The organism is Kribbella sp. NPDC049227 (assembly GCF_043197265.1).
GTDB lineage: Bacteria > Actinomycetota > Actinomycetes > Propionibacteriales > Kribbellaceae > Kribbella.
The window spans coordinates 101,530-124,775 of the sequence record NZ_JBICST010000003.1; the positions used below are offsets into that span (position 1 = coordinate 101,530).

Consider the following 23,246-nt stretch of genomic DNA (forward strand, 5'->3'; position numbering starts at 1 on the left):
TCACGTGCCGCTTCAGAGGGTTCACTTTGCCGAGGACGTGCCCGAGGTGTTCCGGGCGTCGCTGCAGGACATCCGGCGTGAGCTCGAGGTGCCGGCGGAGTTCCCGGACGAGGTGGTCGCGGCGGCACTGCACGCGGCGAAGAACCCGCGGCTGCCCGAGCTGGACCGGACCGACCTCGAGTTCGTCACGATCGACCCGCCGGACTCGATGGACCTCGACCAGGCCCTGCACATCGAGCGCACCGGCGACGGCTACACGGTCCACTACGCGATCGCCGACGTCGCCGCCTTCGTCCAGCCCGGCGACCCGATCGACCTCGAAGCACGCCGCCGCGGCGAGACGCTCTACGCGCCGGACAAGCGGACCCCGCTGCACCCGCCGGAGCTGTCCGAGGGCGCGGCCTCGCTGCTGCCGGACGGAGTGCGTCCCGCGCTGCTGTGGACGATCACGGTCGACGCGACGGGCGAGGGGACCGGTGTCACCTGCGAGCGCGCGCTGGTGAAGTCCCGGGCCAAGCTGAACTACGCCGGCGTGCAGAAGGACCTCGACGCCGGCAATGCGTCGGAGTCGCTGCAACTGCTTCGCGAGGTCGGCAAACTGCGTGAGCAGCGTGAGCTCGAGCGCGGCGGAGTCAACCTGCCCATCCCGGACCAGGAGGTCGTCACCTCCAACCACGGTTGGGGTCTGGAGTTCCGCGCACCGCTGCCGGTCGAGGGCTGGAACGCGCAGATCTCGCTGCTCACCGGGATGGCCGCGGCCGAGCTGATGATGAAGGGCAAGATCGGCATCCTGCGGACGCTGCCTGAATCGCACGACAGCCTGCGCCACAAGCTCGAGCACACCGCCAAAGCGCTCGGGATCACCTGGCCGGACGGGACGTCGTACGCGCAGTTCATTCATGGGCTGGAGCCGAAGGTGCCGGCGCACGCGGCCATGCTGGCTGCCTGCACCGTGCTGTTCCGGGGCGCCGGGTACTCCGCGTTCGCGGGGAGCGTGCCGGAGCGGCCGGAGCATGCCGCGATGAAGGCGGAGTACGCGCACGTCACCGCGCCGCTGCGCCGGCTGGTGGACCGGTGGACCGGCGAGATCTGTGTGGCACTGTCCGCGGGCACCGAGGTGCCGGCCTGGGTGCGCGAGTCGATGGACGAGATCCCGAAGACGATGGACGAGGCGGACCGCCGGGCGAACGCGTACGAACGCTCGATCGTCAGCATGGTCGAGGCCGGTCTGGTGGCCGACCGGATCGGGACGGAGTTCGACGGCGTGATCACCGACGTGGACGAGCGCGACACCACCCGCGGCATCGTCGCCCTCTCCACGGTCGCGATCGAAGGCCGCGTCACCGGTACCGCGCCACTGCCGCTCGGTCAGGCGATCCGCGTGAAACTGGTCGAGGCCGATATCGCCAAGCGCACGGTCGCGTTCGAGCTAGCCCCGTAGGTAGTCCTCGACGGCCGCTGTCGTCCGGTCCAGGTCCTCGGTCGCGAGCAGGTCGATGAGCGCGCCGCGCAGCATCGCCAGTACGCCGGTACGGCGTGCCTCCGCGGCCGGGCTGCCGGGATCGGGCTGGCTCCCCTTGAGCAGGTCGAGCCAGTCGTCGACGGTCGAGCGGCCGTAGTCCGCCCACGGGCCGTCCGGCGCGACCAGCGAACGCCCGTACGCCTCCACCCAGAACTTCATCAACGGACGGCGCTCGGGCTCGGCCAGCCACGTCCACAGCTCTCGCGCGACCACGGTCAGGCCGGGCGGTTCGTCGTACCTGGCCTCGATCTGGCGGAGTAGTTCGAGTTCGTCGACGCGGGCTCGGGCGAGCAGAGCGCGGATCAGGCCGTCCTTGCTGCCGAACAGGAACAGCAGCACCCGCGGGCTGGACTCGATCGCGGTGGCCAGCGGGCGCAGGGACAGATCGGCCAGGCCGTGGCTGAGCGAGTAGGCGTAGGCGCGCTCCAGCAGTTCCTGCTGACGCGCGGAGGGGGCTGGCTTCGTCGACGGCACGGAGCTAGTATCACCTACTGAAACAGTCGTGTCAGTAGATTGGGTGGACTGGATGAGCCGGACGAAGGCGATCAGGAAGCTGGGCAAGCCGGGAGATCTCGGTTGGGTGGTGCAGGCGCATGCGGAGATCTATGCGGCGGAGTACGGCTGGGGTCTGGAGTACGAGGCGCTGATCACGCGGATCGTGGCGGCGTACGCGAGCGAGCACGACGACGATCGCGAGGCCGCGTGGATCGCCGAGGTGGATGGGGAACGGGCCGGCAGCATCTTCTGTGTCCGTGGGCCGGACGAGGCCACCGCCCAACTCCGGCTGCTCCTGGTCACGCCGGACGCCCGCGGTCTCAAGCTGGGCACCGAACTGGTCGACACGTGTCTCGCCTTCGCGCGCGCGGCCGGCTACAAGCGAATGGTGCTGTGGACCAACGATCCGTTGGTGGCGGCGCGTCACATCTACCTGGCCCGCGGCTTCCGCCTCACCGGCTCCGAGCCGCATGACTCCTGGGGTCTGGAGCTCGTTGGCCAGACCTACGAGCTGGACCTGGGCTGAGCTCAGTCCGCGCAGGTCGGCGCGCCGGGCGCCGGGGCTCGGTAGAGGGCATGCGAGAGGAACGTCGTGACGTAGCCGTTCGTCACGGTCAGGGCGTGACGCGGGCCTACGCTGCCCAGCGGCAGGAACTTCCGCAGCGGCAGCGCCAGGTAGTAGGCGCCGTAGTCGGTGAAGTTGAAGTGCCGCGTCCCCGGGATGGTCGCGCACCACGCCGTCCCTGTGCTTGCCTTGAGCAATGACAGGGCACGGTCCCGGCCGTCGTCGTTCTTCGCGTCCGGGCCGCAGACGCTGGTGATGCAGGAGTCGTCCGCGCCGAGCAACATGATCGGCGCGTGCACGCCCTTCGTCACCACCTCGCCGAACTGGAGTCCGTCCAGGTCGACCGCGGCGCCACACCGCTGGTCGGTCCGGCACGCCTCCAGTGAGGCCGCGCCGCCGAACGAGTGGCCGACGTACGCCGTACCGAGCCCGGTCTCGACGCTGTTCGGCAGCTGTTTGCCGAGGGTGGTGGCGGCGAAGCGGGCGTCGGCGGCCCAGGTGGTGACGAGGTGGTCGCCGGCCTCGAGCGCGCCGCTCGAGGTCTCGCCCAGATTCGGTGGGTTGGCGGCTGCGGTGCTCTTGACCGTCTGGCCGTCGAGGACGGTCAGGTTCGCGCTGTACGTCGGAGTCACGCCGGCGACCAGGTAGCCGTGGCTGGCGAGTTCCTCGGCGAGGCTGGCGTACATCGGTGCGGACAGGCCCATGCCCGGCATCAGCACGACGACCGGAAAGCGGCCGGGGGCGATGCTCGCGCGGTCCAGTGCGTGGTCCTGCAGGCCGTTGAACGGGCCCTGGAACACGGCGATCGGTGACTTCAGGTGCAGACCGTTCCACAGGCCCGGCGCGTACTCCACGTGGCGTCCGGTGGTGCCCTTGAGCACCGGGTACCAGAGCCACACCGAGAGCTTCCGCGGGCCTTCGCCGTACGGATCGCGCCGGACCGTGTCGGTCCATTCGAACGTGCGGCGACCGACCTGGAAGGTCCCGGTCGGGTCGGGCAGGGACACCGGTTCAGACCGTTTCACCAGCACCCAGCCGACGTACCCGCTGCCGCCGAGCAGGGCGAACAGCACGAGGATCACGATCCCCGTGCGCATCCGTCGCATCCCTCTGCGCGCCATACCCCAAGCGTCTCACCACGACGGTGTCGAACCCCGCAGATCCGCTCCGACGTGACCGATATCAGTGCTGATCGATCGAGGAGTGGCGATGAACCTTCCGGATGTCGCGTCCCGGGACGAGTGGCTGGTCGCGCGCAAGGCGCTGCTGGCGGAGGAGAAGGAGTTCACCCGGCAGCGGGACGTGGTGAACTCGCGACGTCGGCAGTTGCCGATGGTGCTGGTGGACAAGCCGTACGTCTTCACCGGGCCGGACGGCGAACTCGGGCTGGGGGAGTTGTTCGAGGGCCGGCCGCAGTTGGTCGTGTACCACTTCATGTTCCAGCCCGAGTGGGAGGGCGGCTGCCGGAACTGCACCGGTTTCGTCGACGACATCGGTTCCCTCGACAACCTGCACCGGCTGAACACGACGTTCGCGCTGGTGTCCCGGGCGCCGTACGAGAAGCTGGCCGCGTACAAGGCCGAGCACGGTTGGGCCTTCCCGTGGTACTCGTCGTACGGGAGCGACTTCAACTACGACTACCACGTGACGCTGGACGACTCGGTGGTGCCGTTCGAGTACAACTACCGTACCAAGGCGGAGTGAGACCTGCTGCCGAACAACGAGCACGTGCAGAGCGAGCAGCCGTTCGACCTGCATGGTCTGAGCTGCTTCCTGAAGGTCGGTGACGACGTCCATCACACGTACTCCACCTACGGTCGCGGCCCGGACGCGATGACGTTCACCGTCACCGCGCTCGACCTGACCGCGTTGGGTCGGCAAGACTAGATCCAGGGGAGGGCCGAGCGTTCGGTCCAGTACTCGTCGGCTTGCTGGACGAACTCGACGAGCGGGCCGTCGACGTGGAAGGCGAGGTTGCTGGCGAGTTGCTCGGCGGTGATCGCGCCGCTGAGGACGACGTCCGCCCACGGCTGCGCGACGGCGGCGCCGATCGCGAGCGAGTCCGGTGCGACGCCGTGCTGGCGGGCGAACGCGTTGAACGGCGTCTCGCCCGCCTTCGCGGTCAGGCGCCCGTTCGCTACGACTTCCTTGACGACGACGAACCAGCCGGCGTCGTGCGCTTCGGCCAGCGCGGCGCCGGCGGACGTCTCCAGCACGTTCCAGGTGGACTGGACCGCACTGAACGGTCCGTCGAGCTCGATCGCCGTGCGCAGCGTCTCGGCCTGGTGCGGTCCACTGGTCGACAATCCGACGCGTACGCCGCTGTCCGCGAGTTCCTGCAGCCGGTCGAGCAGTTGCTTGTCGCCGAGTGCCGGGCTGTCCGGCGTGAGGCTGTGGACGAGGTAGAAGTCCGGCGGTCCACCAAGCGCTTGAAGGGTCTCCGGCCACTGCCGTTCGAACGTCGCGAGCGAGTGGTCCTTCACCTCGTGCGTCGCGGCATCGGTCCGCCAGTCGGCGACGTACGTGTAGCCCCACTTGGAGCCGATGGTGAGTTCGGTACGGCGTTGCGGCGTCAGCCACTCACCGAGGAACGTCTCGGCGAGTCCGTACGACCGCGCGGCGTCGAAGTACCGGACGCCGGCGTGCCACGCCTGGTCGAGCAGATCGTGCGTCCGCCGGCGAAGGTCCTCGACCGCACGCGCCGGCGGAAGGTCCTCGTCGTGCCCGAGATTGATGTACCCGGGCCGCCCCAACGCCGCCAGGCCCAAACCAACACTCGCTGTCATGGGTTCGATCTTCCCACCTCACCCCCTCTTTCCTTCTTCCCTCAAGGGGCAGCAAGCTGTCAGCCGACCAACTTCCTTACGGGGCACGAGGCAACCAGTGTGAGACTCGCCGCATCGCACGGCGGCGGATGTCCTGTGTCGTCTAGCGTTTTGTCATGTGAGCGATCCACGTCTGCCACCACCAGGCGCCGTCGTCCGCCGGACGACGGCGCGCGTATTGCCGGTGCGTCCGGACGGCAAGGTGTTGCTGCTGCACGGCTGGGATCCGCTGAAACCGCAGACGCCGTACTGGTTCACCATCGGCGGCGCGGTGAACGACGGGGAAACGCTCGCCGAAGCCGGCACGCGCGAACTTCGCGAGGAGGTCGGCATCGTACTGTCGCCGGACTCCCTCGGCGATCCGGTCGCGACGAACACGATCGAGTTCGAGTGGGGCGGTTGCCCGATCATCCAGCGGCAGACGTTCTTCGCGATCGGGGTGGACGGCGTCGAGGTGACGTTCGCCAACCAGGAAGAGCTCGAACTGGAGACGATCAGTGCACACGGCTGGTGGCACGCGGACGAGCTGGAGGCGACCGGCCGCGCCGCGCACGTCACCATTCCGGGACTGCTGCGCCGGGCCGTCGACGCGATCACCCTGCGCCGCGCGTCCTGATCCCCAATCAGCGCTTACGGGCCTGTTTCAGCACCTTCTTCGGGACCTTCTTGTCGACCTCGTAGCGCACGCGATCGAGCCGTTCCGCACAGCCGGCCTTCGACAGCCGCAGCAGGACGACCGGGCACTTCTTGCACCTCGGCTTGTCCTTGCAGCACTTCTTCTTCGCGGTCATCGACGGCACGCAGCGAGTGTAGGTGAGGCATACCTAACCGTCTAGCTGAGCGGGCAGTGATCGTGGCGGACGTCACTCCAGTTGCCCGCCGAGCACTTCGCGTGCTTCCAGCAACGACGGGCCGTACCAAGTCAGGTGCCGGCCCGAGACACAGCGCGCGGGCTGCACGAACGCCTCCGGTCCGTCGCCCGGGGAAAACGCATAAGGCTCGTCCGGCAGTACGACGAGATCGTGGTCGGGTAACGCGTCCGGATCGAACCGCGGATAACGTTCGCCGGAATCTCGCAGCACGTTGTCGATACCGATCCGGGCGAGCAGATCACCCGCGAACGTGTCGCGTCCCAACGCCATCCACGGCCGCCGCCAGATCGGTATCACCGCGCGCCGGCGCATTCCGTCGTACGGCGAACTCCACACCGCGCGAGCGCTGGTCAACCAGTCGGGTACGTCGCCGATGATCGCGGACAGCATGCGATCGAGTGAGTCGAGTGATTCGGCGACGGTCGTCGGTGCGGTCACCCACACCGCGATTCCGCGACCGCGCAACGCGTCGAGATCGACGGCGCGATTCTCTTCGGCGTTCGCGATCACGACGTCCGGTGCGAGTGCGGCGATGAGCTCTACGTCGGGATTCTTGGTGCCGCGAACGCGCGTCACGTCGAGGTCCGCGGGATGCGTACACCAGTCGGTCGCACCAACGATCAGGTGCGCGTGCGTTGCTGCGATCGACTCCGTCAACGAGGGCACGATGCTGACCACGCGCAGCACTTCGGACGGCGTCTCCACGACGTCTCCGAGGTCGTCTCGCGGCTTGTCCCGCACGTCTCTCACCTCACTTCGCGAAGGCCGTTGCCGACGACAACACTCGCCGATTGCGTGCTTCGACACGAACTTTGTGCGCGTGTCGCCAAGAAATTATCCGGACCCTCGGGCATCCTCATAGCGCGGCGGAATCCCTTCTGCACAAGGATTTTCGGCATTTGTGTGCCGCTTTGCGACCAGGACGCCTTAACCTGCGGACGTTTCGGGTGCTTTACGTACGCACCAAGTGTTGTCATCATCGTGACGACGAGGAATCCACCGTGGTTTTCCTCAGCCGCACCAAGGAGGCAGAGTGCCAGCCAAGAAGGCAGCCGCAGGGAAGGCGACAGCCAAAAAGGCTTCTCCCGCCAAGAAGACTGTCGCGAAGAAGGCCAGCGCCGCGAGGACGACGTCCGCGCGCAAGGTCAGCGCAGCGAAGAAGACAGTGACGAAGAAGGTGAGTGCGGCAAAGAAGGCGCCAGCCAAGAAGACCGCCGCGAAGAAGACCACTGCTGCGAAGAAGACGACCGCAGCGCGGAAGACGACGGCGAAGAAGGCTCCGGCCAAGAAGGTCGCCGCAAGGAAGACGACCGCGAAGAAGACCGTCGCGAAGAAGGCGCCGGCGAAGAAGACCACGGCCCGCAAGACGACGACCGCGAAGAAGACCGTGGCCCGCAAGACGACGGCGAAGAAGACCGTCGCGAAGAAGGCTCCGGCTCGCAAGACCGCGGCGAAGAAGGCTCCGGCCAAGAAGGTCGCAGCCAAGAAGGCCCCGGCGAAGCGGACCGCCGCCAAGAAGGCGCCCGCCCGCAAGGTCGCGGCGAAGAAGGCCCCGGCCCGCAAGGCTCCGGCCCGCAAGACCACCGCGCGGCGGGTCACCCGCTGAGCCCGGCGTCCGCACTCGCGCGACGTCGACGCAACCAAGACCGAGGGGCACCACCGAGATCGGTGGTGCCCCTTGGTGCGCGTTCACTGCGCAGCGCCGTTTCAGGAGCCGCGTCGTCAGTTGCGCGGTGTCAGTCGTCGTCCCACTTGGGGTCGTTGTCCCAGGCCTCGTTGCGTTCCTGGACCTTCTCCAGTGCCCGAGCAGCTTCCTCGGGGGAGTTGTACGGGCCGAGCCGGTCGCCGGCCTTCTCCCCTTGGTACGGCTCGACCTTGCCGGTCTTGACGTTGTAGTACCACTCGTTGCTGTGATCGTCGCTCATCTGGATGACCACCTCCTGGGAGTCTTGTCGCAGCTCACTAGAATGATCTCACCATGTCGACTATCACTCCCGGCATCATCTCGCCGCGCCGCGAAGTACCCGCGTCCATCCCGCGCCCCGAATACGTCGGCAAGCCGTCTCCGACACCGTACGACGGTTCGTACGTGACCGCGCCGGAGGTGGTGGACAGGATGCGCGTCGCCAGCAAGCTGGCCGCGCAGGCCTTGCAGGCGGTCGGTGCGGCGGCGAAGCCTGGTGTGACCACGGACGAGTTGGACGCCATCGGCCACGAGTACCTGGTCGAGCGCGGTGCGTACCCGTCGACGCTCGGCTACCGCGGTTATCCGAAGTCGCTGTGTACGTCGGTGAACGAGGTGATCTGCCACGGCATCCCGGACGACCGTCCGCTCGAGGACGGCGACATCGTCAACGTCGACATCACGGCGTTCCTCGACGGTGTGCACGGCGACACCAACGGGACGTTCCTGGTCGGCGACGTCGGCGAGGAGAGCCGGCTGCTGGTCGAGCGCACGCGGGAGGCGCTGAACCGCGGCATCAAGGCGGTCAGGCCGGGCCGGAAGGTCAGCATCATCGGGCGGGTGATCGAGTCCTACGCCAAGCGCTTCGGGTACGGCGTCGTCCGCGACTTCACCGGCCACGGGATCGCCACTGCGTTCCACTCCGGCCTGATCATCCCGCACTACGACGACGAGCGTTTCGACGACGTGATCGAGCCCGGTATGACGTTCACGATCGAGCCGATGCTCACTCTTGGCACCTACGACTACGACCTCTGGGACGACGGCTGGACCGCCACCACCAAGGACAAGTCCCGCACCGCCCAGTTCGAACACACCCTCGTGGTCACCGACACCGGCGCCGAAGTCCTGACCCTCCCGTGACCGTCACGCAGTACGAGCACGCTCATCTTCCGGGCGTGCTCGCGCTGTGCGAGGCCGAGGGCTGGCCGAGTCTGCCGGCCGACCCCGATCGCGCTCACAAGGTCCTCACTGCTCCCGGCGTGACGACAGTGGTCGCTGTGGACGGCGAGCTGGTGGTCGGCTTCGCGTATCTGCAGAGCGACGGCCACATCCAGGCGCATCTCTCCCAGATGGCAGTTCATCGCGACCATCGCCGCAAAGGCATCGGACGGGCGATGCTCGAGTACGCCGGTCCGCTCACCGGCGCGCAACGCATCGACCTCGTCACCGATGAGGCTTCGGACTTCTACGCTTCGCTCCCGCATCGCACGTTCGAGGGCTTCCGGATCTACCCGTCCTGAAAGCCGAACGTGCGGTAGAGCCTGAGCGCAGCGGTGTTGTCGTCGTCGACGCGGAGCGCCACTGTGTCCGCGGAGCAGCCGCTCAACAGCAGTCGGGCGATGCCCAGCCGCCGATGCGTCGGCGCGGTGAACAACTCGATGACGAAGGCGCAGTCCGGGGTGTCCGGCCACGGTGCACGCTGGACCACCAGGATCGCGCCGACCATGCGATCACCGACCAGAGCCAGCCGGCTCAGTCGCGGATCGAGCACCCCGTAGGCGTTCTCGAAGGTCAGCGCGATGTCCTCGATCGCCTCCTGTTCGGACGCCGACGCCGCGCCGGGCGGATAGGACTCGAAGTACAACCGGCCCAACGCCAGCGTGTCCGCCACCACGGGCGGACGCAGTACAACACCCTCGACCGGCGGCGCCTCGACCGGACTGGCCGGACGGACGAGGGTCAGCATCGGTGGCGTCATCGGTTGGAGGCGCCCCGGATGAACGTCGCGATGTCTTCGGACTGCTGGACGCGCGACGGGTCGTGGACGTACATCATGTGACCGGCCGGGTAGTACTTCGTCTCGATGTTGCCGAGCAGCTCGGCCGGGAGTTGCAGGCGACCAAGGGTGTGTTCGGTGGCGAAGTACGGCGTCGCGCCGTCGTAGTGGCCGCAGGCGACGTGCACCTTGAGATGTGGGTTGACCCGCATCGCCTCAGCGAGCTTCTCCGCGACGGTGATCTGCTGACCCTCGAACTCCTTGTAGGACCAGTTCTTCGCCGCGTCCATGCTGAGGATCTCGTACGGCAGGTCGTTCTGGTAGCCGAGCTCCACCCGCACGTAGTGGTTCAGCGCCGCCGTGTACGGCCCGATGATCGCGCTGAACGACGGATCCTTGGCCGGCGTCTCACCGGCGTAGTCCGCCTCCCAGCCGGTGAAGCGGCCGTCCAGCCGGCCGACGGTCTGCCGACGGGACCGCAGTACCTCGCCGAAGAACCGCATGTGCTCGATCCGCAGGTTGACCCGGTCGATGTAGTCCTCGGTCAGTCCGGTCAGCGCCGCGATCCGGCCGACCACCTCGGCCCGGAAGTCCTCGGGGATCCGGTTGCCCTGGGCAAGCGCATTCGGGTAGCGCCCGGCCGCGAACCGCTCCGCGTCCGCGAGCACCTCCTCGAGCGTCCGGTCCGGCATCAGGCCGTGGTAGTGCGCGATCGCGGCGTACGTCGGCAGGTAGAGCGTGTACGGCAGGTCGTTGCCCGGCGTGAAGTCGAGTGTGCCGAACTCGAGCACGGCGGAGATCAGCATCACGCCGTTCAGGTACATGCCGTAGCGCTCCTGCAGATGCGACGCGAGTCCGGCGGCGCGCGTCGTACCGTAGGACTCGCCGGCCAGGAACTTCGGCGACATCCAGCGTCCGTTGCGCGACGTCCACAACCGGATCACCTCGCCGACCGACTCCAGGTCGCGGGTGAAGCCGTGGTAGTCGCCCGGCTTCTCGCCCTCGACCGCGCGCGAGTAGCCCGTCGACACCGGGTCGATGAAGACGAGATCGCTGTGCTGCAGCAGGGTCTCCGCGTTGTCCACCAGCCCGTACGGCGGGGGCGCGAGCTCACCCGCGTCACCGGAGACCACGCGGCGCGGACCCAGCAGTCCGAGATGCAGCCAGATGCTCGACGAACCCGGCCCACCGTTGAACGCGAACGTCACCGGCCGCTCGGCCGCATCCGCGCCGTCCAGCGTGTACGCGGTCAGGAAGACCTCGGCCTTCGCCTGATGCCCGTCGAACTTGCCGTCGGTCAGCACCTCCTGCTTGAGCACGATCCGCCCGGTCGTCGCGGTGTACGGCAGCTCGCGCCCCTCGATGGTCAGCGTGTGCTGCGACGTGACCAGGTCGTCCACCGGCGTGGCCGGCTTCTTCTCCGCGCTCGCGTCGGTCCCCGGCTCGGTGCTCTCATCCTTGGCCATGTCGTGCACCTTAATCCACGCGATCGACAGCCTGCTATCTTTGACAGTCCTGTCAAACATTGATCCTGGAGAGTGACCCGGAATGACGTCGAGCGAGCTCGTGGAAGCCTTCTGGCAGCAGGTCTGGAACGCCCACGACCCGGAAGCGGTCGACCGATTCGTCGTACCGGACTTCGTGATCACCAACGCCGGGCACGACATCACCGGGCGGGAGGCGTTCAAGGAGTGGATCCGCGCGTTCCTGGCCGAGGTCCCGGATCTGCGCCTCGAGGTCGTCGAGACCTTCGAGAACGCCGCCGGTACGCGGGTCGCGTCGCGGTGGCGGATCCACGGGACCAACCACGGCTACCTGCACTCCGCGGCGATCGGGGATCCGATCATGTTCACCGGGACGGCGGTCTGGGAGGTGCGGGACGGCAAGCTCGCCCACAACTGGGTGGAGCGCTCGGCGGCTGAGGTGGTCATCGGCTGATGGCCGGCGTCCGCCAGTTCGACGAGGAGACGGCGCTGCGCCGGGCCCTCGAGGTGTTCTGGGACCACGGCTTCCACCAGACCTCGATGCCCGACCTCGCGACCGGTACCGGCGTACAGCGTGGTTCGCTCTACCACGCGTACGGCGGCAAGGAGCAGATCTTCCTGAAGGCCTTCGAACGGTTCGCCACGACCTTCCTGGAAGGAGCCGCGGCCGCGCTGGCCGGGACCGATCCGCGGACCAGCCTGTTCAGGTTCTTCGACTACTGCATCGAGTCCATCACCACCGGCTCGCCGTCCCGCGGCTGCCTGTCAACGCGTACGGCGGTCGAGGCCGACACACCGGCCCTGCAACGCGCCGTCCGCCAACTCCTCGACGACCTCGAGAACCTCGTCCTGCAATCCATCAGCGGCGCCGACCTGACGCTCCGGCCCCGCGAAGCCGCTCGTCTGGTCGTCGCCACCACCCGTGCTCTCGCCGTACTGGAACGCGTGTACGACGACCCGCGGCGCCTCCGCGAAACGGCGCGATCCCAGGTCAGAACACTGCTGCGGTGATCCGTGCTCCCGGGCGGCGGCGCCACTAGCCTGTGGGCATGGCGACGATTCTGCACATCGCGTTCGTGGAGCACTGGGAGGCCGCGCGGGAGGCCGGCAGCTATCGGTGGTCGACGCGGGGCAAGTCCCTCGATGACGGGGCGACGTTCATCCACGCGTCGCGGCCGGAGCAGGTCGCCATGGTGGCGAACTTCGTGTACGACGACGTGGCCGAGCCGCTGTGCCTGCTGGTGATCGACACCGGGCGGCTGGTGTCCGCGCTGTGCGACGAGGACCTGGACGGGATCGGCATCAGCTTCCCGCACATCTACGGCCCGCTGAACCTGGACGCCGTCGTCGACGTCCGCCCGTACGAGCGAGGCTCCGACGGGCGCTGGCCGGAAGTGTCGGCCGAGGCCGTATCCTGAACCGAGGAACGGGTCGGTCGGGCGATCGCGTCGTCCGCGACAGCGGGCGCCGAGGAAAGTCCGGACTCCACAGGGCAGCGTGGTGGGTAACACCCACCCGGGGCAACCCGCGGGACAGTGCCACAGAGAACAGACCGCCAGCGGCTTCGATGAACCCCGTGGTTCATCGGAGTGCGGGTGAGGGTGAAACGGTGGTGTAAGAGACCACCAGCTCCGCAGGTGACTGCGGAGGCTCGGTAAACCCCACGTGGAGCAAGGCCAAGAAGGGTGGTGGGCAACCACCACTCGCGCGAGCGTTCGAGGGCTGCCCGCCCGAGCTCGCGGGTAGGCCGCTGGAGGTGCCCGGCAACGGTCACCGTAGATGGATGATCGCACTCGACAGAATCCGGCTTACATGACCGGCCCGTTCCCTCACCAGCCGCCTCCGGCGGCGCGCAAGGGGGCTCGAGCTGACCGCTGGCGGGTTGTTTCACCGCTGACGCCTGATTGCCCGCCACCGGTGAAACAAGCCGCCATCCGACCCGCTCACTTCGGTCGCCGGCCGCCGCGCAGCGGTGTCCTTTGTTCCTCAGAAGGTGTGTTCGTCGGAGGGGAAGGTGCCTGCGGCTACGTCGGCGGCGTAGGTGGTGGCTGCTGTGGTGAGGATTCCGCGGAGGTCGGCGTACTGCTTGACGAAGCGGGGCATGGTGCCGGACCGTAACCCGGCCATGTCCTGCCAGACCAGCACCTGGGCGTCGGTGTCGCGGCCGGCTCCGATGCCGATGGTGGGGATCGTGACGCGCTTGGTGATCTCCGCGGCGACGTCGCCCGGGACCATCTCCAGTACGACGGAGAACGCGCCCGCCTCGGCCAGTGCGACCGCGTCGTCGATCAGGCCGGCGGCCTGGTCGCCACGACCCTGCACGCGGTAGCCGCCGATGCTGTGCTCGCTCTGCGGTGTGAAGCCGATGTGCGCCATCACCGGGATGCCGGACTGGGTCAGCTTCTCGACCATCGGTACGACCGTTCGGCCGCCTTCGAGCTTGACCGCGTGCACGCCCGCTTCCTTCATGAACCGGACGGCGGTGTGGAACGCCTGCTCGGGTGACGCCTGGTACGAACCGAACGGCAGGTCCGCGACGACCAGCGCCCGGTCGACCGCACCCGCGACGGCACGCGCCAGCGGAATCAGTTCGTCGACGGTGACGCGCAGGGTGGTGTCGTAGCCGAAGACGTTGTTCGCGGCGGAGTCGCCGACCAGCAGCACCGGGATGCCGGCCCGGTCGAAGATCTCGGCGGTGTACTGGTCGTACGCCGTCAGCATCGCCCACTTCTCGCCGCGGTTCTTCATGTCCCGCAGGTGGTGGATGCGGTACCGCCGCGGCCGCTTGCCGGCCTCACCAGTGCCACCGCCGTCGGACGGCTTGGTGTCCGCCGGCGCCACCGGGGCGCCGAGCTCCGACGAACCGGCGCTCGCCATGGCCTGCGCCCTGCGGGCAGCGCGGTGCGAACCGGTGTGCTCGTTCGCCACCTGGCTGGGGGCGTCCTGCTGGACGTCCGCACGTCGCCGCGCGCCGACCGACGGCTTCGGCTCGTTCATCGGTGTGTTGCTCTCGTACTCCGCACTCGGATCCGACAGATACCTGTTGTCCTGCTTGCCACCCGACTCCTGCTGGTAACCCTCGATCGACTCAGGCATGTACGCCGTGATGGTCGGGGTGTCCACCGTGTAGTTGGCCGGGGGAGTCGCAGGCGTGCTCGGCCGCGGCTGTTGTTGCTGCTGGCCCTGAGGCTGCGCGGGCGGCGCCGGGGGCGGCGTCGTCGTCGGGGTCTGACCAGACGGCTGGTGTGAACTGAGCCCGTTGCTCGACCCATTGCTGAGTCCGTTGCTCTGAGCCGGACCGTTCGACGGAGTAGGGCCTTGCGTAGGCGCCTGGCCGCTCCAGTTCGCATTGCTGGTCCCGTTCGAGCTGTGCGGCCCTTGAGGCCGCTGCGTCAGCCCGTTGCCGGCCTGCGGCGGTGCAGGCGGCCGCTGGGGCTGCGGCTGTTGACCGGCCGGTGGCTGCGCCTGCCGGTTCGGCGGTACGCCGTTGCTCCCCGGGCCGAACGGGCTCGGGCGGCCCTGCTGCGGCGGAGGAGTCTGCTGCGGCTGCGCAGGCTGCTGCGGACGGAACGGGTTCTGCTCCGGGTACGCCGGCTGTCCGTACGACGCCTCGTCGGCGCGGGACTGCTCGCGCTCCCCGTAGTACTCCGGCCGCTGCGGCTGATCGCCGTACTGGCGGCTCTGCGGCTGGTCGCCGTACCGCTGCTGCTGGGGTTGCTGCGCCGGGGGCGGCGGCACCGCGGGCAGGTACGGCGGCTTGGGTACGTAGGGCTGCTGGGGCACCGGGCCGCGCTCGTAGGACCTGGGGGCGTTCGGCAGCGACGGCGACGGGTCGAGACCGAGGCCGTTGGCCCGGTCCCGCCAGGAGTCGTTGTCGTAGTCCGAGCGGCGGTGCTCCTCGGTTGTCCGGTTCTTCGGTCCGGTCCCGTACGGCGACGGCAGCTCCTCGTCCTCGCCCTGGGTACCGGCCGACAGGAAGTTGTCAACCATGCCTTCATCGTCCCACCGTTGCGGAGGGTGAGCGCCACCGGCTGTGCCTGAGTGATCGCTCACACCGTCGCCGGGCGAGCCGGACCGACCCGTGGGCTCTTCAGGAGCGCCCCACGGGGTGTCGTTGGATGGGCGGTACCGCCAGGAATCGCTCAGTGCTCGGCTGCCTTCCGTGCGTCCTCACGCCATGCATTGGTGATCGGCAACCGGCGGTCCCGGCCGAAGGCCTTGTGGGTGATCTTCGGGCCCGGTGGGTACTGCCGGCGCTTGTACTCCGCGCGATCGACGAGCTGGATCACCTTGCTGACCAGCTCGGTCTCGAATCCGGCCGCGACCAGCTCGGCGCTGCCGCGGTCCAGCTCGACGTAATCGTCCAGCATGTCGTCGAGCAGGTCGTACGGCGGCAGCGAGTCGGTGTCCTGCTGCCCCGGCCGCAGCTCGGCCGACGGTGGCTTGGCGATCGAGTTCTCCGGGATCGGCGGCTGCTGGCCGCGCGCCTTCGCGTCCGCGTTGCGCCACTTCGCCAGCCGCCAGACCAGGGTCTTCGGTACGTCCTTCAGCGGGGCGTAGCCGCCGACCGCGTCGCCGTAGATGGTGGAATAGCCGACGGACAGCTCCGATTTGTTGCCGCAGGCAAGAACCAGGTGGCCGTCGGCGTTCGAGAGGCCCATCCAGATCACCGCGCGGACCCGGGCCTGCAGGTTCTCCTCCGCCAGGCCGGTCAGGCCGAGCGTCTCGATGAACGGCTGCACCATCGGCTGGATCGGCACCACCCGGTAGTTCAGACCGGTCCGGGCGGCGAGCTCGGCCGCGTCGTCCTTGGAGTGGTCGCTGGAGTAGACGCTCGGGTTGGAGATGCCGAACACATGCTCGGCGCCAACAGCGTCACAGGCAATCGCGGCCACCAGCGACGAGTCGATGCCGCCGGACAGACCGAGCAGGACGGACTTGAACCCGTTCTTCTGCACGTAGTCGCGCAGGCCGGTGACGATCGCGCCGTACATCTCCGCCTCGTCGGACAGCCGCGGCGCGACCGCGGCCGCGATCGGGTCGTACGCCGCCAGGGCCTCGTCGTGGATGACCGTGTGGACGATCTCGATGCCCTCGTGGGTGCCGGCCGGCGTACCCGTCGGGGCCGCCAGCTCGAGGTCGACCACCATGCTGCCCTGCTCGAACTGCGGGGCACGGGCGAACACCTTGCCCTCGGCATCGGCGATCAGCGAGTCGCCGTCGAAGACCAGTTCGTCCTGGCCGCCGACGAGATTCACGTACGCCAGCGGGCAGCCGGCCTCGCGGGCGCGGCGGCTGACGAGTGCGCCGCGAACGTCGTCCTTGTTGGCTTCGTACGGCGAGCTGTTGATGACGAGCAGGAGCCCCGCACCAGCGGCCTTGGTGGCGGCGACCGGGCCGCCGTCCTGCCAGAGGTCCTCACAGATCACCACGGCGACGTCGACGCCGTGGATCCGGACCACCTGCAGCGTGTTGCCGGGAACGAAGTGCCGGAACTCGTCGAAGACGCCGTAGTTCGGGAGGTGGTGCTTGACCGCGCTCGTGATCACACGGCCCTGGTGGATCACGGCCGCGGAGTTGGTCGGGGAGCCCTTCGGCCGGCCTAGCCGGTCGATGCCCATCGCCGTACCGGTCGCGCGGTCGAGGTAGCCGCAGACCACCACGATGTCGCCGAGCCCTTCGTCGGCCAGCCGCTTCGCCAGGTCCTGGATCCGGGCCTGCGAGGCGTCCACGAACGACGCCCGCAAGGCGAGGTCCTCGACCGGGTAGCCGGTCAGCGCGAGCTCCGGGAAGGCCACGACATGCGCACCACGGTCGGCCGCGTTCCGGGTCCAGGCAACGATCTTCTCGGCGTTGCCGTCGACGTCACCGACGGTCACATTGAGTTGAGCGAGCGCTACCCGAAGCTGAGGCACGAGAGCACATTACTGGTTACCCCGGCTCTTGCGAGAGTCCGCTGTACTCCCGGACCATCCGGAGGTTCCGCTCGACCGGATTCATCGCGTCCACCGTGAGGTGCTCGCGCGTCGGCCGCGGGTACTCGACCCGCATCCGTTCCACGTGATCCCACCCGACCTCGTGCCATCCGGGAATCCCACGCCGGCGGCCCTCCAACCGGAGCCGGTGCTCGCCTTCGTCCGTACAAACGCACTCGATCAACCGCAGCCGTGCGTCGTACTCCGTCGCCAGCTTCTCCCATCGGTCCGCCACTGTGTCGTCAACCAGACAGTCGACGATCGCCGACTGCTCGAGCATCAGTTGCCGGCGGACCAACGTCTCCAGCAGGTCGTAGTACATCGCCAGGAACGCCGGCCGGCTCAGTCCGCCGAGTACGCCGTGTGGTTTGAGCGCCCCGAGCAACCAGTCACCGGCGAAGACCGGAGTACCTGCTTCGACAGCAACTGCCTCGGCCAGCGTCGACTTCCCCGTCCCCGGCAGCCCGGTGAACACCATGACCTGCTTCATCCCACCGACGGTAACCGCGTCCGCGCCACAACCAAGTCCCCGACCACCGACCAGCCGTGCTGCCAGCGACGGAGGACGTCGTCGTGCATGTGGCTCATCGAACAGCGACCAAGGTTCACCGGGCCGGGGACTTTGGGTGGATGGCGGGGCGGCCGCGGCTCGGTTCACTCGGAGGTATGGCGAACCAAGGTGGGCCGACCGGGCTGGGGGAGCGGGCGCTGGGACCCGATCTTGCGCGGGGTTTCATGCTGCTGTTCATCGCGCTGGCGAACTCCCACTACTTCGTCTACGGGACGCGCGTGTTCGGCGGCTTCCCGATGGACGGGTCGGGTGCCGACCGCGTGGTGGGGATGGTGCTGTCGACCTTCGTCGACGGCCGGGCATTCCCGATGTTCGGGGTCCTGTTCGGGTACGGCGTCGCGCAGATCGTCCGGCGGCAACGGGAATCCGGCAACGAATGGTGGCCGATCCGGAAGTTGCTGTGGCGCCGGAGTCTCGTCCTGATCGTGCTCGGCTTCGTGCACGCGATGCTGCTGTACATCGGTGACATCCTCGCGGCGTACGGCGTACTCCTCTTCCTGGGTGTCTGGGCCCTGCGCTGGAAGGACCGCTGGCTGTTGATCGTCGCAGCGCTGGTCTTTGTCCTCACTGCATTGCCGAGCGACGACTCGCTGGCCACCGCGTCCGACGCCACCGATCCCTCGATGCTTCCTCCGGACTTCCTAGGGCAGTTCGGTGACCGGATCGCCGTGCAGCCGTTCATCGCCTTAATCGGCTGGATCGGGTTCATCACGCCGTTCCTGGTCGGTCTCTGGGCCGGCCGTCGGCGCATCCTCGAACGGCCGGCCGAGCACCTCACCCTGCTGCGTACGACGGCAGTCCTCGGCCTCATCGTGGCAGTCGTGGGTGCGCTCCCGGTGTCGCTGGTCGTCGGCGGCGTGATCGACCAGCCAAGTGGCGATGCGCTCACCCGGCTCGGTCCGCTGCACGACGCATCCGGTGTCCTCGGCGGTTTCGGGTACGCCGCTCTCATCGTTCTGATCGCGCTCAAGCTGGGTGATCGCCAGGGACGGATCACCCTGGCGATCGCCTCCGTCGGTCAACGGTCGCTGACCTGCTATCTGTCCCAGTCGGTGGTGTGGGCCGTGGTCTTCACGCCGTACCTGCTGGATCTGTCCCGCGCGCTCTCCACCACCACGACGGCTCTGCTCGCCGTCGCGACCTGGCTGGCGACCGTGTGGATCGCCGACCGGATGCGGCGCGCGAACTACCGCGGTCCGTTCGAGATCCTGATCCGGAGGGTGACCTATCAGCCGAACAGGACCGCGGCCACCCGGTCGCGGAGCTCGGGCAGCCTCGCGTAGAACACGTCACCCGGGCACTGGGTCGAGTTGTAGTCGCGGTGCCCGACGATCGCGGCGTGCGGATCGAGCCCGTACGTCGTACACAGCCAGGCGCAGGTCAGCACGGACATGTCGAACAGCGCGGTCGGCACGTTCGCGCTGACATAGATGCCTTCGTGCTCGATGCCGATCGTGTGGCTGTTCTGGTTGGCGGTCTGGGCACCGAGGACGTTCTGCCCGTTCCGGATCGAGGACAGCGACTTGCTGCGGCCCTCCATCAGGTAGCCGCCGCGGCTGATCGTGAGCTGCTGGCCGGAGTCGATCCAGCCGTTGGTGTCCATGTGCAGGTCCTGGATCCAGTGCGACACGGCGTACGCCGCCGCCAGCGAGTAGTCGGTGACGTTCGGGCTGGCGGTGTGGTGGATGACGATGTGGTCGGGTGCGCCGATCACCTGGGTGGCGGACTTGGGCGGGCGCGCCGACCATTCGGTGCGCGTGTAGCAGCGCGGCGCGGGGGCGGCGTGCGCCGCGGTGGTCGGGAGGGCGATGCCGCCGATCAGCACCCCTGACGCGGCAGCGCCGCGCAGGACAGTGCGCCGGGACATCCGGGCAGGTTGGAAATTTTCTGGGGCGGTCATGGTATAGAAAATTCCCTACCATCGAGCCGCCGAAACCGGTCTGGTCTAATGACGGTCGTGACTGATGGGCAGGAGCGGGCGGGGGACGTCCGGCTGGGGCGGGTCGGCAAGGGCGTACGGGTGGCCGTCGCCCTGGTCGGGATCGGCCTGCTGATCAACGGGTCGGTGCGCGCCACCGACGATGCGTGGCCGTTCGGCCCGATGTCGCAGTACGCGATGTCCGTGCCCGACGACGCCTCCATCACCTACACCCGGATCAGCGCGCAGACCGACGCCGGAACGACGGTCGACGTACCGCTGAACATCGAGGGCGCCGGGGTCGCGCGGGCCGAGATCGAGGCCCGGACCGGGGACATCGTCAAGGACCCGGCGCTGCTGCAGCAGGTCGCCGACGGGTGGGCGAAGAAGCACCCGGACAAGCCGAAGTACGTGAAGCTCGAGTTGATCCGTGACACCACCCAACTGGTCGAGGGCCGGGTCGTAGGACCGCCGGCACCGGAGGTCCTGGCCACCTGGGAGGTGCGCAAGTGAGCGCCCGCACCGTCGCAGTCCGCGCCGCGAACTGGTTCACCCCGGCCATCGCGCTCGCCCGGGTGGCGTGGTTGCGGACCGTCCTCTATCTGTTCGTCATCGTGGACATGCACGCCTTCGTCCGCGACACCCGGCTGAAGGGCGAGCATCCCGGGCTCTACCAGCCGTTGCTCTTGGCCCGCATGTTCGACCTCCCCAGGCCCACGGTCTTCAACACGACCGTCTTGTACGTCGTCCTGATCGCGGCCTGCCTGGTCGGCGCGTCGAACTACTTCCCGCGGATCGCCGGCTGGATCGTGGCGCCGGCGTTCACGTGGTGGGTCCTGATCGGCATGAGCGACGGCAAGGTCGATCACGATCACCTTGCGCTCGTGATCGCGTTGTGGGTGCTTCCGACCGTGAAGGCCGGCCGCCGCGGACGAGCGTCGTACAACGATCAGACGCGATCGGAGGCGGCCGGTTGGGTGATCCGGTGTGTGCAGATCTGCGTGATCGCGACGTACTTCCTTTCCGCGATAGCGAAACTGCGCAGTGCCGGATGGGCGCTGACCTGGCCGGGGAGCGCCGTACTGACGTGGGCGATCGTCCGGCGGCCGCACCCGGTCGGGGAGTGGCTGCTGCACCATCCGTGGATGCTGCACGTGATGCAGTGGGTCGGGATCACGGCGGAGTTCCTGTCGCCGGTGATCCTGTGGCTCAAGGGGCGGTGGCAGTTGCTCGGGGCCCTGTTCTTCCTCGGGTTCCACGCGGCGAACACCGCAATCCTGCTGATCCACTTCCTGCCGACCGTGGTCTGCTGGCTGGCGTTCGCGCCGATGGAGCGGATCGTGCCCTGGTTCCAGCTGCGGCGGGCCTCAGACAGCGACGCCGGACAGGCCGAAGACCAGGCCGAAGACGGCCGGGAGGCCAAGGAGCAGGCCGGCGCGTAGCCGGAACCGGCGGCCGCCGGGGCCGGGAGTCCGGACGACCCGGGACAGCACCGCTCCGGCGTACCCGAAGACCAGGGCGGCGAGCAGGATCTCCTTGGTCGGCAGGTCGTCGGCGTTGTGGTGGGTCAGCCCGAGCGTGACCAGCCCCGGGCAGCAGAACGCGAACATGCCGAAGCCGAGCTCCGGGACGGGCAGCCAGCGCCGTCCGAGGACGTCCTGTTCGGCGGTGCGCTTGCGCCGGATCGTCTGCACGAATCGCGCCGTACTGAGCAGCAGGTCGCTGGCGCAGAGCGCCGCTGCCACGATCAGCGCCACCTGGTATCCGGCACCGAAGATCGTTTGCACGACAGACACGGTAGGCCCTGGCGCTGCCGATGTCCCCAGCAGCACGTAACGTCTGCTTAACAGAGCCGGGGCACACTGTGTGAGAACCGACCGACGCCGTGAGAGGTGGACCGATGGACAAGCAGCAGGAGTTCGTGCTGCGCGCGCTGGAGGAGCGCGACGTACGCTTCGTGCGGCTCTGGTTCACCGACGTGCTCGGGTTCCTGAAGTCGGTGGCGGTGGCGCCGGCCGAGCTGGAGGGCGCGTTCGCCGAGGGAATCGGGTTCGACGGGTCCGCGATCGAGGGGTTCGCGCGGGTGACCGAGGCGGACATGCTGGCCAAGCCGGACCCGTCGACGTTCCAGATCCTGCCCTGGCGCGGCGAGACGATGGGCACCGCGCGGATGTTCTGCGACATCAACATGCCGGACGGTTCCGCGTCGTTCGCCGACCCGCGGCACGTGCTCAAGCGGACGCTGTCCAAGGCGGCCGACCTGGGGTTCACCTTCTACACCCACCCCGAGATCGAGTTCTACCTGTTCAAGTCGCTCACCGGCGCGCCCGGGACGCATCCGGAGCCGGTCGACTCGTCCGGGTACTTCGACCACACCCCGCAGGGGATCGGGAACGACTTCCGCCGCGAGGCGATCACGATGCTGGAGTCGATGGGCATCTCGGTCGAGTTCAGCCACCACGAGGGCGGGCCGGGCCAGCAGGAGATCGACCTGCGGTACGCCGACGCGCTGTCGACCGCCGACAACATCATGACGTTCCGCGTCGTGGTGAAGGAGGTCGCGCTCACCCAGGGGATCTACGCCTCGTTCATGCCGAAGCCGCTGAGCGACCAGCCCGGGTCCGGGATGCACACCCACATGTCGCTGTTCGAGGGTGACCGGAACGCGTTCTTCGAGGGCGGCGCGCAGTACCAGCTGTCCAAGACCGGGCGCGCGTTCATCGCCGGGCTGCTGCAGCACGCGGCCGAGATCACCGCGGTGACGAACCAGTGGGTGAACTCGTACAAGCGGCTCGCGGTCGGTGACGAGGCGCCGTCGTTCGTCTCCTGGGGGCACAACAACCGGTCCGCGCTGGTCCGGGTGCCGATGTACAAGCCGCACAAGGGGCAGTCCTCGCGGGTCGAGTTCCGGTCGCTGGACTCGGCGGCGAACCCGTACCTGGCTTTCGCGCTGATGCTGGCCGCCGGCCTGAAGGGCATCGAGGACGGGTACGAGCTGCCGCGCGAGGTCGAGGACGACATCTGGGCGCTCACGCCGCGTGAGCGCAAGGCACTCGGCATCAAGCCGCTGCCGAGCAGCCTGGCGGAGGCGATCAGCGCGATGGAAGACAGCGAACTGGTCGCCGAGACCCTCGGCGAGCACGTCTTCGACTTCTTCCTCCGCAACAAGCGCGCCGAATGGCTCGACTACCGCCGCCAGGTAACCCCCTTCGAACTCAACAAGCTCCTGCCTGTCCTCTAGGCCCCACGCAGCCGCTCCGGCGTCGCCGCCGCCCCCGCCCGAACCTGCCGGCACGGCTGGCGCTGGCTGGCCGGATCCATCGCTGGCGGGTTGTT

Annotated in this window: 26 protein-coding genes, 1 other RNA gene and 1 pseudogene; 15 read left to right on the top strand and 13 right to left on the bottom strand. The window is 68.3% G+C overall.

What is annotated here, in order from left to right:
• Positions 1 to 4 precede the first annotated feature (4 nt).
• Positions 5 to 1,441 carry an RNB domain-containing ribonuclease gene (locus ACGFH6_RS12890; RefSeq protein WP_393383181.1) on the top strand — a complete coding sequence of 479 codons (1,437 nt, stop codon included), beginning with the start codon at positions 5 to 7 and terminating at the stop codon, positions 1,439 to 1,441.
• Here ACGFH6_RS12890 and ACGFH6_RS12895 read toward each other — a convergent pair.
• Complete coding sequence (locus ACGFH6_RS12895; RefSeq protein WP_393383183.1) at positions 1,430 to 1,996, bottom strand: TetR/AcrR family transcriptional regulator; 567 nt, start codon at positions 1,994 to 1,996, stop codon at positions 1,430 to 1,432. The two genes, ACGFH6_RS12890 and ACGFH6_RS12895, sit on opposite strands and share 12 nt — an antisense overlap.
• A gap of 52 nt (positions 1,997 to 2,048) precedes the next feature.
• On the opposite strand from ACGFH6_RS12895, the gene ACGFH6_RS12900 reads away from it, so the two are divergent.
• On the top strand, positions 2,049 to 2,543 hold the full coding sequence (locus ACGFH6_RS12900) for a GNAT family N-acetyltransferase (protein ID WP_393383185.1): 495 nt from the start codon (positions 2,049 to 2,051) through the stop codon (positions 2,541 to 2,543).
• Between the two features lie 2 nt (positions 2,544 to 2,545).
• Here the strand turns inward: ACGFH6_RS12900 and ACGFH6_RS12905 are convergent, their stop codons facing one another.
• Positions 2,546 to 3,679, bottom strand: a complete 1,134-nt coding sequence (locus ACGFH6_RS12905) for a hypothetical protein (protein ID WP_393383187.1) — start codon at positions 3,677 to 3,679, stop codon at positions 2,546 to 2,548.
• A 112-nt stretch (positions 3,680 to 3,791) separates the two neighbouring features.
• Between ACGFH6_RS12905 and ACGFH6_RS12910 the strand changes: the two are divergent.
• Positions 3,792 to 4,469: pseudogene (locus ACGFH6_RS12910) on the top strand (DUF899 domain-containing protein).
• Here the strand turns inward: ACGFH6_RS12910 and ACGFH6_RS12915 are convergent.
• Positions 4,466 to 5,368: an aldo/keto reductase gene (locus ACGFH6_RS12915; protein ID WP_393383189.1), complete on the bottom strand. Its 903-nt coding sequence runs from the start codon at positions 5,366 to 5,368 to the stop codon at positions 4,466 to 4,468. The pseudogene ACGFH6_RS12910 and the gene ACGFH6_RS12915 sit on opposite strands and share 4 nt — an antisense overlap.
• A 157-nt stretch (positions 5,369 to 5,525) precedes the next feature.
• Between ACGFH6_RS12915 and ACGFH6_RS12920 the strand changes: the two genes are divergently transcribed.
• A complete protein-coding gene (locus ACGFH6_RS12920) occupies positions 5,526 to 6,023 on the top strand; it encodes an NUDIX hydrolase (protein WP_393383191.1) in 498 nt (165 codons plus the stop codon).
• A gap of 7 nt (positions 6,024 to 6,030) precedes the next feature.
• On the opposite strand, the gene ACGFH6_RS12925 is transcribed toward ACGFH6_RS12920, so the two are convergent.
• Complete coding sequence (locus tag ACGFH6_RS12925) at positions 6,031 to 6,207, bottom strand: hypothetical protein (protein WP_393384846.1); 177 nt, start codon at positions 6,205 to 6,207, stop codon at positions 6,031 to 6,033.
• 63 nt (positions 6,208 to 6,270) lie between these two features.
• A complete protein-coding gene (locus ACGFH6_RS12930) occupies positions 6,271 to 7,020 on the bottom strand; it encodes a helical backbone metal receptor (RefSeq protein WP_393383193.1) in 750 nt (249 codons plus the stop codon).
• A gap of 292 nt (positions 7,021 to 7,312) precedes the next feature.
• Here ACGFH6_RS12930 and ACGFH6_RS12935 point away from each other — a divergent pair, with 292 nt between their 5' ends.
• The gene (locus ACGFH6_RS12935; RefSeq protein WP_393383195.1) at positions 7,313 to 7,885 is read left to right on the top strand and encodes a histone H1-like repetitive region-containing protein; all 573 of its coding nucleotides are present in this window, start codon (positions 7,313 to 7,315) and stop codon (positions 7,883 to 7,885) included.
• Positions 7,886 to 8,015: 130 nt separating this feature from the next.
• On the opposite strand, the gene ACGFH6_RS12940 is transcribed toward ACGFH6_RS12935, so the two are convergent.
• Complete coding sequence (locus ACGFH6_RS12940) at positions 8,016 to 8,204, bottom strand: hypothetical protein (RefSeq protein ID WP_360447853.1); 189 nt, start codon at positions 8,202 to 8,204, stop codon at positions 8,016 to 8,018.
• Between the two features lie 53 nt (positions 8,205 to 8,257).
• On the opposite strand from ACGFH6_RS12940, the gene map reads away from it, so the two are divergent.
• Together map and ACGFH6_RS12950 are read left to right on the top strand one after the other, a co-directional pair.
• The gene (map, locus tag ACGFH6_RS12945; RefSeq protein ID WP_393383197.1) at positions 8,258 to 9,106 is read left to right on the top strand and encodes a type I methionyl aminopeptidase; all 849 of its coding nucleotides are present in this window, start codon (positions 8,258 to 8,260) and stop codon (positions 9,104 to 9,106) included.
• Positions 9,103 to 9,486 (top strand): GNAT family N-acetyltransferase, encoded by a 384-nt coding sequence (locus tag ACGFH6_RS12950; protein WP_393383199.1) that lies wholly within the window; start codon positions 9,103 to 9,105, stop codon positions 9,484 to 9,486. Before map ends, ACGFH6_RS12950 begins: the two co-directional genes overlap by 4 nt.
• Here the strand turns inward: ACGFH6_RS12950 and ACGFH6_RS12955 are convergent.
• Positions 9,474 to 9,932: a GNAT family N-acetyltransferase gene (locus ACGFH6_RS12955; protein WP_393383201.1), complete on the bottom strand. Its 459-nt coding sequence runs from the start codon at positions 9,930 to 9,932 to the stop codon at positions 9,474 to 9,476. The genes ACGFH6_RS12950 and ACGFH6_RS12955 overlap by 13 nt on opposite strands.
• An 8-nt stretch (positions 9,933 to 9,940) precedes the next feature.
• Positions 9,941 to 11,428 (bottom strand): S10 family peptidase, encoded by a 1,488-nt coding sequence (locus tag ACGFH6_RS12960; RefSeq protein WP_393383203.1) that lies wholly within the window; start codon positions 11,426 to 11,428, stop codon positions 9,941 to 9,943.
• 82 nt (positions 11,429 to 11,510) lie between these two features.
• Between ACGFH6_RS12960 and ACGFH6_RS12965 the strand changes: the two genes are divergently transcribed.
• The 4 genes from ACGFH6_RS12965 (at position 11,511) to rnpB (ending at position 13,274) form a co-directional block, all read left to right on the top strand.
• A complete protein-coding gene (locus ACGFH6_RS12965) occupies positions 11,511 to 11,900 on the top strand; it encodes an ester cyclase (RefSeq protein ID WP_393383205.1) in 390 nt (129 codons plus the stop codon).
• Positions 11,900 to 12,457, top strand: a complete 558-nt coding sequence (locus ACGFH6_RS12970; protein ID WP_393383207.1) for a TetR/AcrR family transcriptional regulator — start codon at positions 11,900 to 11,902, stop codon at positions 12,455 to 12,457. Before ACGFH6_RS12965 ends, ACGFH6_RS12970 begins: the two co-directional genes overlap by 1 nt.
• Before the next feature lie 38 nt (positions 12,458 to 12,495).
• Complete coding sequence (locus tag ACGFH6_RS12975; protein WP_393383209.1) at positions 12,496 to 12,864, top strand: DUF952 domain-containing protein; 369 nt, start codon at positions 12,496 to 12,498, stop codon at positions 12,862 to 12,864.
• A 9-nt stretch (positions 12,865 to 12,873) separates the two neighbouring features.
• Positions 12,874 to 13,274: RNase P RNA component class A (gene rnpB / locus ACGFH6_RS12980), an RNA gene on the top strand.
• Positions 13,275 to 13,432: 158 nt separating this feature from the next.
• Here rnpB and panB read toward each other — a convergent pair.
• From panB to ACGFH6_RS12995, 3 genes are all read right to left on the bottom strand, one after another.
• Positions 13,433 to 15,436: a 3-methyl-2-oxobutanoate hydroxymethyltransferase gene (gene panB / locus ACGFH6_RS12985; protein WP_393383211.1), complete on the bottom strand. Its 2,004-nt coding sequence runs from the start codon at positions 15,434 to 15,436 to the stop codon at positions 13,433 to 13,435.
• A 152-nt stretch (positions 15,437 to 15,588) separates the two neighbouring features.
• Entirely contained in the window at positions 15,589 to 17,361 is a 1,773-nt protein-coding gene (locus tag ACGFH6_RS12990) for an NAD+ synthase (RefSeq protein WP_393383213.1), read from the bottom strand.
• Between the two features lie 16 nt (positions 17,362 to 17,377).
• A complete protein-coding gene (locus tag ACGFH6_RS12995; RefSeq protein ID WP_393383215.1) occupies positions 17,378 to 17,911 on the bottom strand; it encodes an AAA family ATPase in 534 nt (177 codons plus the stop codon).
• A gap of 176 nt (positions 17,912 to 18,087) precedes the next feature.
• Here ACGFH6_RS12995 and ACGFH6_RS13000 point away from each other — a divergent pair, with 176 nt between their 5' ends.
• Positions 18,088 to 19,275, top strand: a complete 1,188-nt coding sequence (locus ACGFH6_RS13000) for a DUF418 domain-containing protein (protein WP_393383216.1) — start codon at positions 18,088 to 18,090, stop codon at positions 19,273 to 19,275.
• Here the strand turns inward: ACGFH6_RS13000 and ACGFH6_RS13005 are convergent.
• The gene (locus tag ACGFH6_RS13005; protein WP_393383218.1) at positions 19,221 to 19,859 is read right to left on the bottom strand and encodes a peptidoglycan recognition family protein; all 639 of its coding nucleotides are present in this window, start codon (positions 19,857 to 19,859) and stop codon (positions 19,221 to 19,223) included. The genes ACGFH6_RS13000 and ACGFH6_RS13005 overlap by 55 nt on opposite strands.
• A gap of 81 nt (positions 19,860 to 19,940) precedes the next feature.
• On the opposite strand from ACGFH6_RS13005, the gene ACGFH6_RS13010 reads away from it, so the two are divergent.
• Positions 19,941 to 20,423, top strand: coding sequence for a hypothetical protein (locus ACGFH6_RS13010; RefSeq protein ID WP_393383220.1), 483 nt, complete (start codon positions 19,941 to 19,943; stop codon positions 20,421 to 20,423).
• Positions 20,420 to 21,352: a hypothetical protein gene (locus ACGFH6_RS13015; protein WP_393383222.1), complete on the top strand. Its 933-nt coding sequence runs from the start codon at positions 20,420 to 20,422 to the stop codon at positions 21,350 to 21,352. Before ACGFH6_RS13010 ends, ACGFH6_RS13015 begins: the two co-directional genes overlap by 4 nt.
• Here ACGFH6_RS13015 and ACGFH6_RS13020 read toward each other — a convergent pair.
• The gene (locus ACGFH6_RS13020; RefSeq protein WP_131513898.1) at positions 21,278 to 21,697 is read right to left on the bottom strand and encodes a hypothetical protein; all 420 of its coding nucleotides are present in this window, start codon (positions 21,695 to 21,697) and stop codon (positions 21,278 to 21,280) included. The two genes, ACGFH6_RS13015 and ACGFH6_RS13020, sit on opposite strands and share 75 nt — an antisense overlap.
• A gap of 113 nt (positions 21,698 to 21,810) precedes the next feature.
• Here ACGFH6_RS13020 and glnA point away from each other — a divergent pair, with 113 nt between their 5' ends.
• The gene (glnA, locus tag ACGFH6_RS13025) at positions 21,811 to 23,151 is read left to right on the top strand and encodes a type I glutamate--ammonia ligase (protein ID WP_393383224.1); all 1,341 of its coding nucleotides are present in this window, start codon (positions 21,811 to 21,813) and stop codon (positions 23,149 to 23,151) included.
• Positions 23,152 to 23,246 lie beyond the last annotated feature (95 nt).

Coding starts and splice junctions, on each gene's coding strand:
- ACGFH6_RS12900 (WP_393383185.1), top strand. CDS start 2,049: ATGAGCCGGACGAAGGCGATCAGGAAGCTGGGCAAGCCGGGAGATCTC.
- ACGFH6_RS12905 (WP_393383187.1), bottom strand. CDS start 3,679: ATGCGCACGGGGATCGTGATCCTCGTGCTGTTCGCCCTGCTCGGCGGC.
- ACGFH6_RS12915 (WP_393383189.1), bottom strand. CDS start 5,368: ATGACAGCGAGTGTTGGTTTGGGCCTGGCGGCGTTGGGGCGGCCCGGG.
- ACGFH6_RS12940 (WP_360447853.1), bottom strand. CDS start 8,204: ATGAGCGACGATCACAGCAACGAGTGGTACTACAACGTCAAGACCGGC.
- map (WP_393383197.1), top strand. CDS start 8,258: ATGTCGACTATCACTCCCGGCATCATCTCGCCGCGCCGCGAAGTACCC.
- ACGFH6_RS12955 (WP_393383201.1), bottom strand. CDS start 9,932: ATGCTGACCCTCGTCCGTCCGGCCAGTCCGGTCGAGGCGCCGCCGGTC.
- ACGFH6_RS12960 (WP_393383203.1), bottom strand. CDS start 11,428: ATGGCCAAGGATGAGAGCACCGAGCCGGGGACCGACGCGAGCGCGGAG.
- ACGFH6_RS12965 (WP_393383205.1), top strand. CDS start 11,511: ATGACGTCGAGCGAGCTCGTGGAAGCCTTCTGGCAGCAGGTCTGGAAC.
- ACGFH6_RS12970 (WP_393383207.1), top strand. CDS start 11,900: ATGGCCGGCGTCCGCCAGTTCGACGAGGAGACGGCGCTGCGCCGGGCC.
- ACGFH6_RS12975 (WP_393383209.1), top strand. CDS start 12,496: ATGGCGACGATTCTGCACATCGCGTTCGTGGAGCACTGGGAGGCCGCG.
- panB (WP_393383211.1), bottom strand. CDS start 15,436: ATGGTTGACAACTTCCTGTCGGCCGGTACCCAGGGCGAGGACGAGGAG.
- ACGFH6_RS12995 (WP_393383215.1), bottom strand. CDS start 17,911: ATGAAGCAGGTCATGGTGTTCACCGGGCTGCCGGGGACGGGGAAGTCG.
- ACGFH6_RS13000 (WP_393383216.1), top strand. CDS start 18,088: ATGGCGAACCAAGGTGGGCCGACCGGGCTGGGGGAGCGGGCGCTGGGA.
- ACGFH6_RS13005 (WP_393383218.1), bottom strand. CDS start 19,859: ATGTCCCGGCGCACTGTCCTGCGCGGCGCTGCCGCGTCAGGGGTGCTG.
- ACGFH6_RS13010 (WP_393383220.1), top strand. CDS start 19,941: ATGACGGTCGTGACTGATGGGCAGGAGCGGGCGGGGGACGTCCGGCTG.
- glnA (WP_393383224.1), top strand. CDS start 21,811: ATGGACAAGCAGCAGGAGTTCGTGCTGCGCGCGCTGGAGGAGCGCGAC.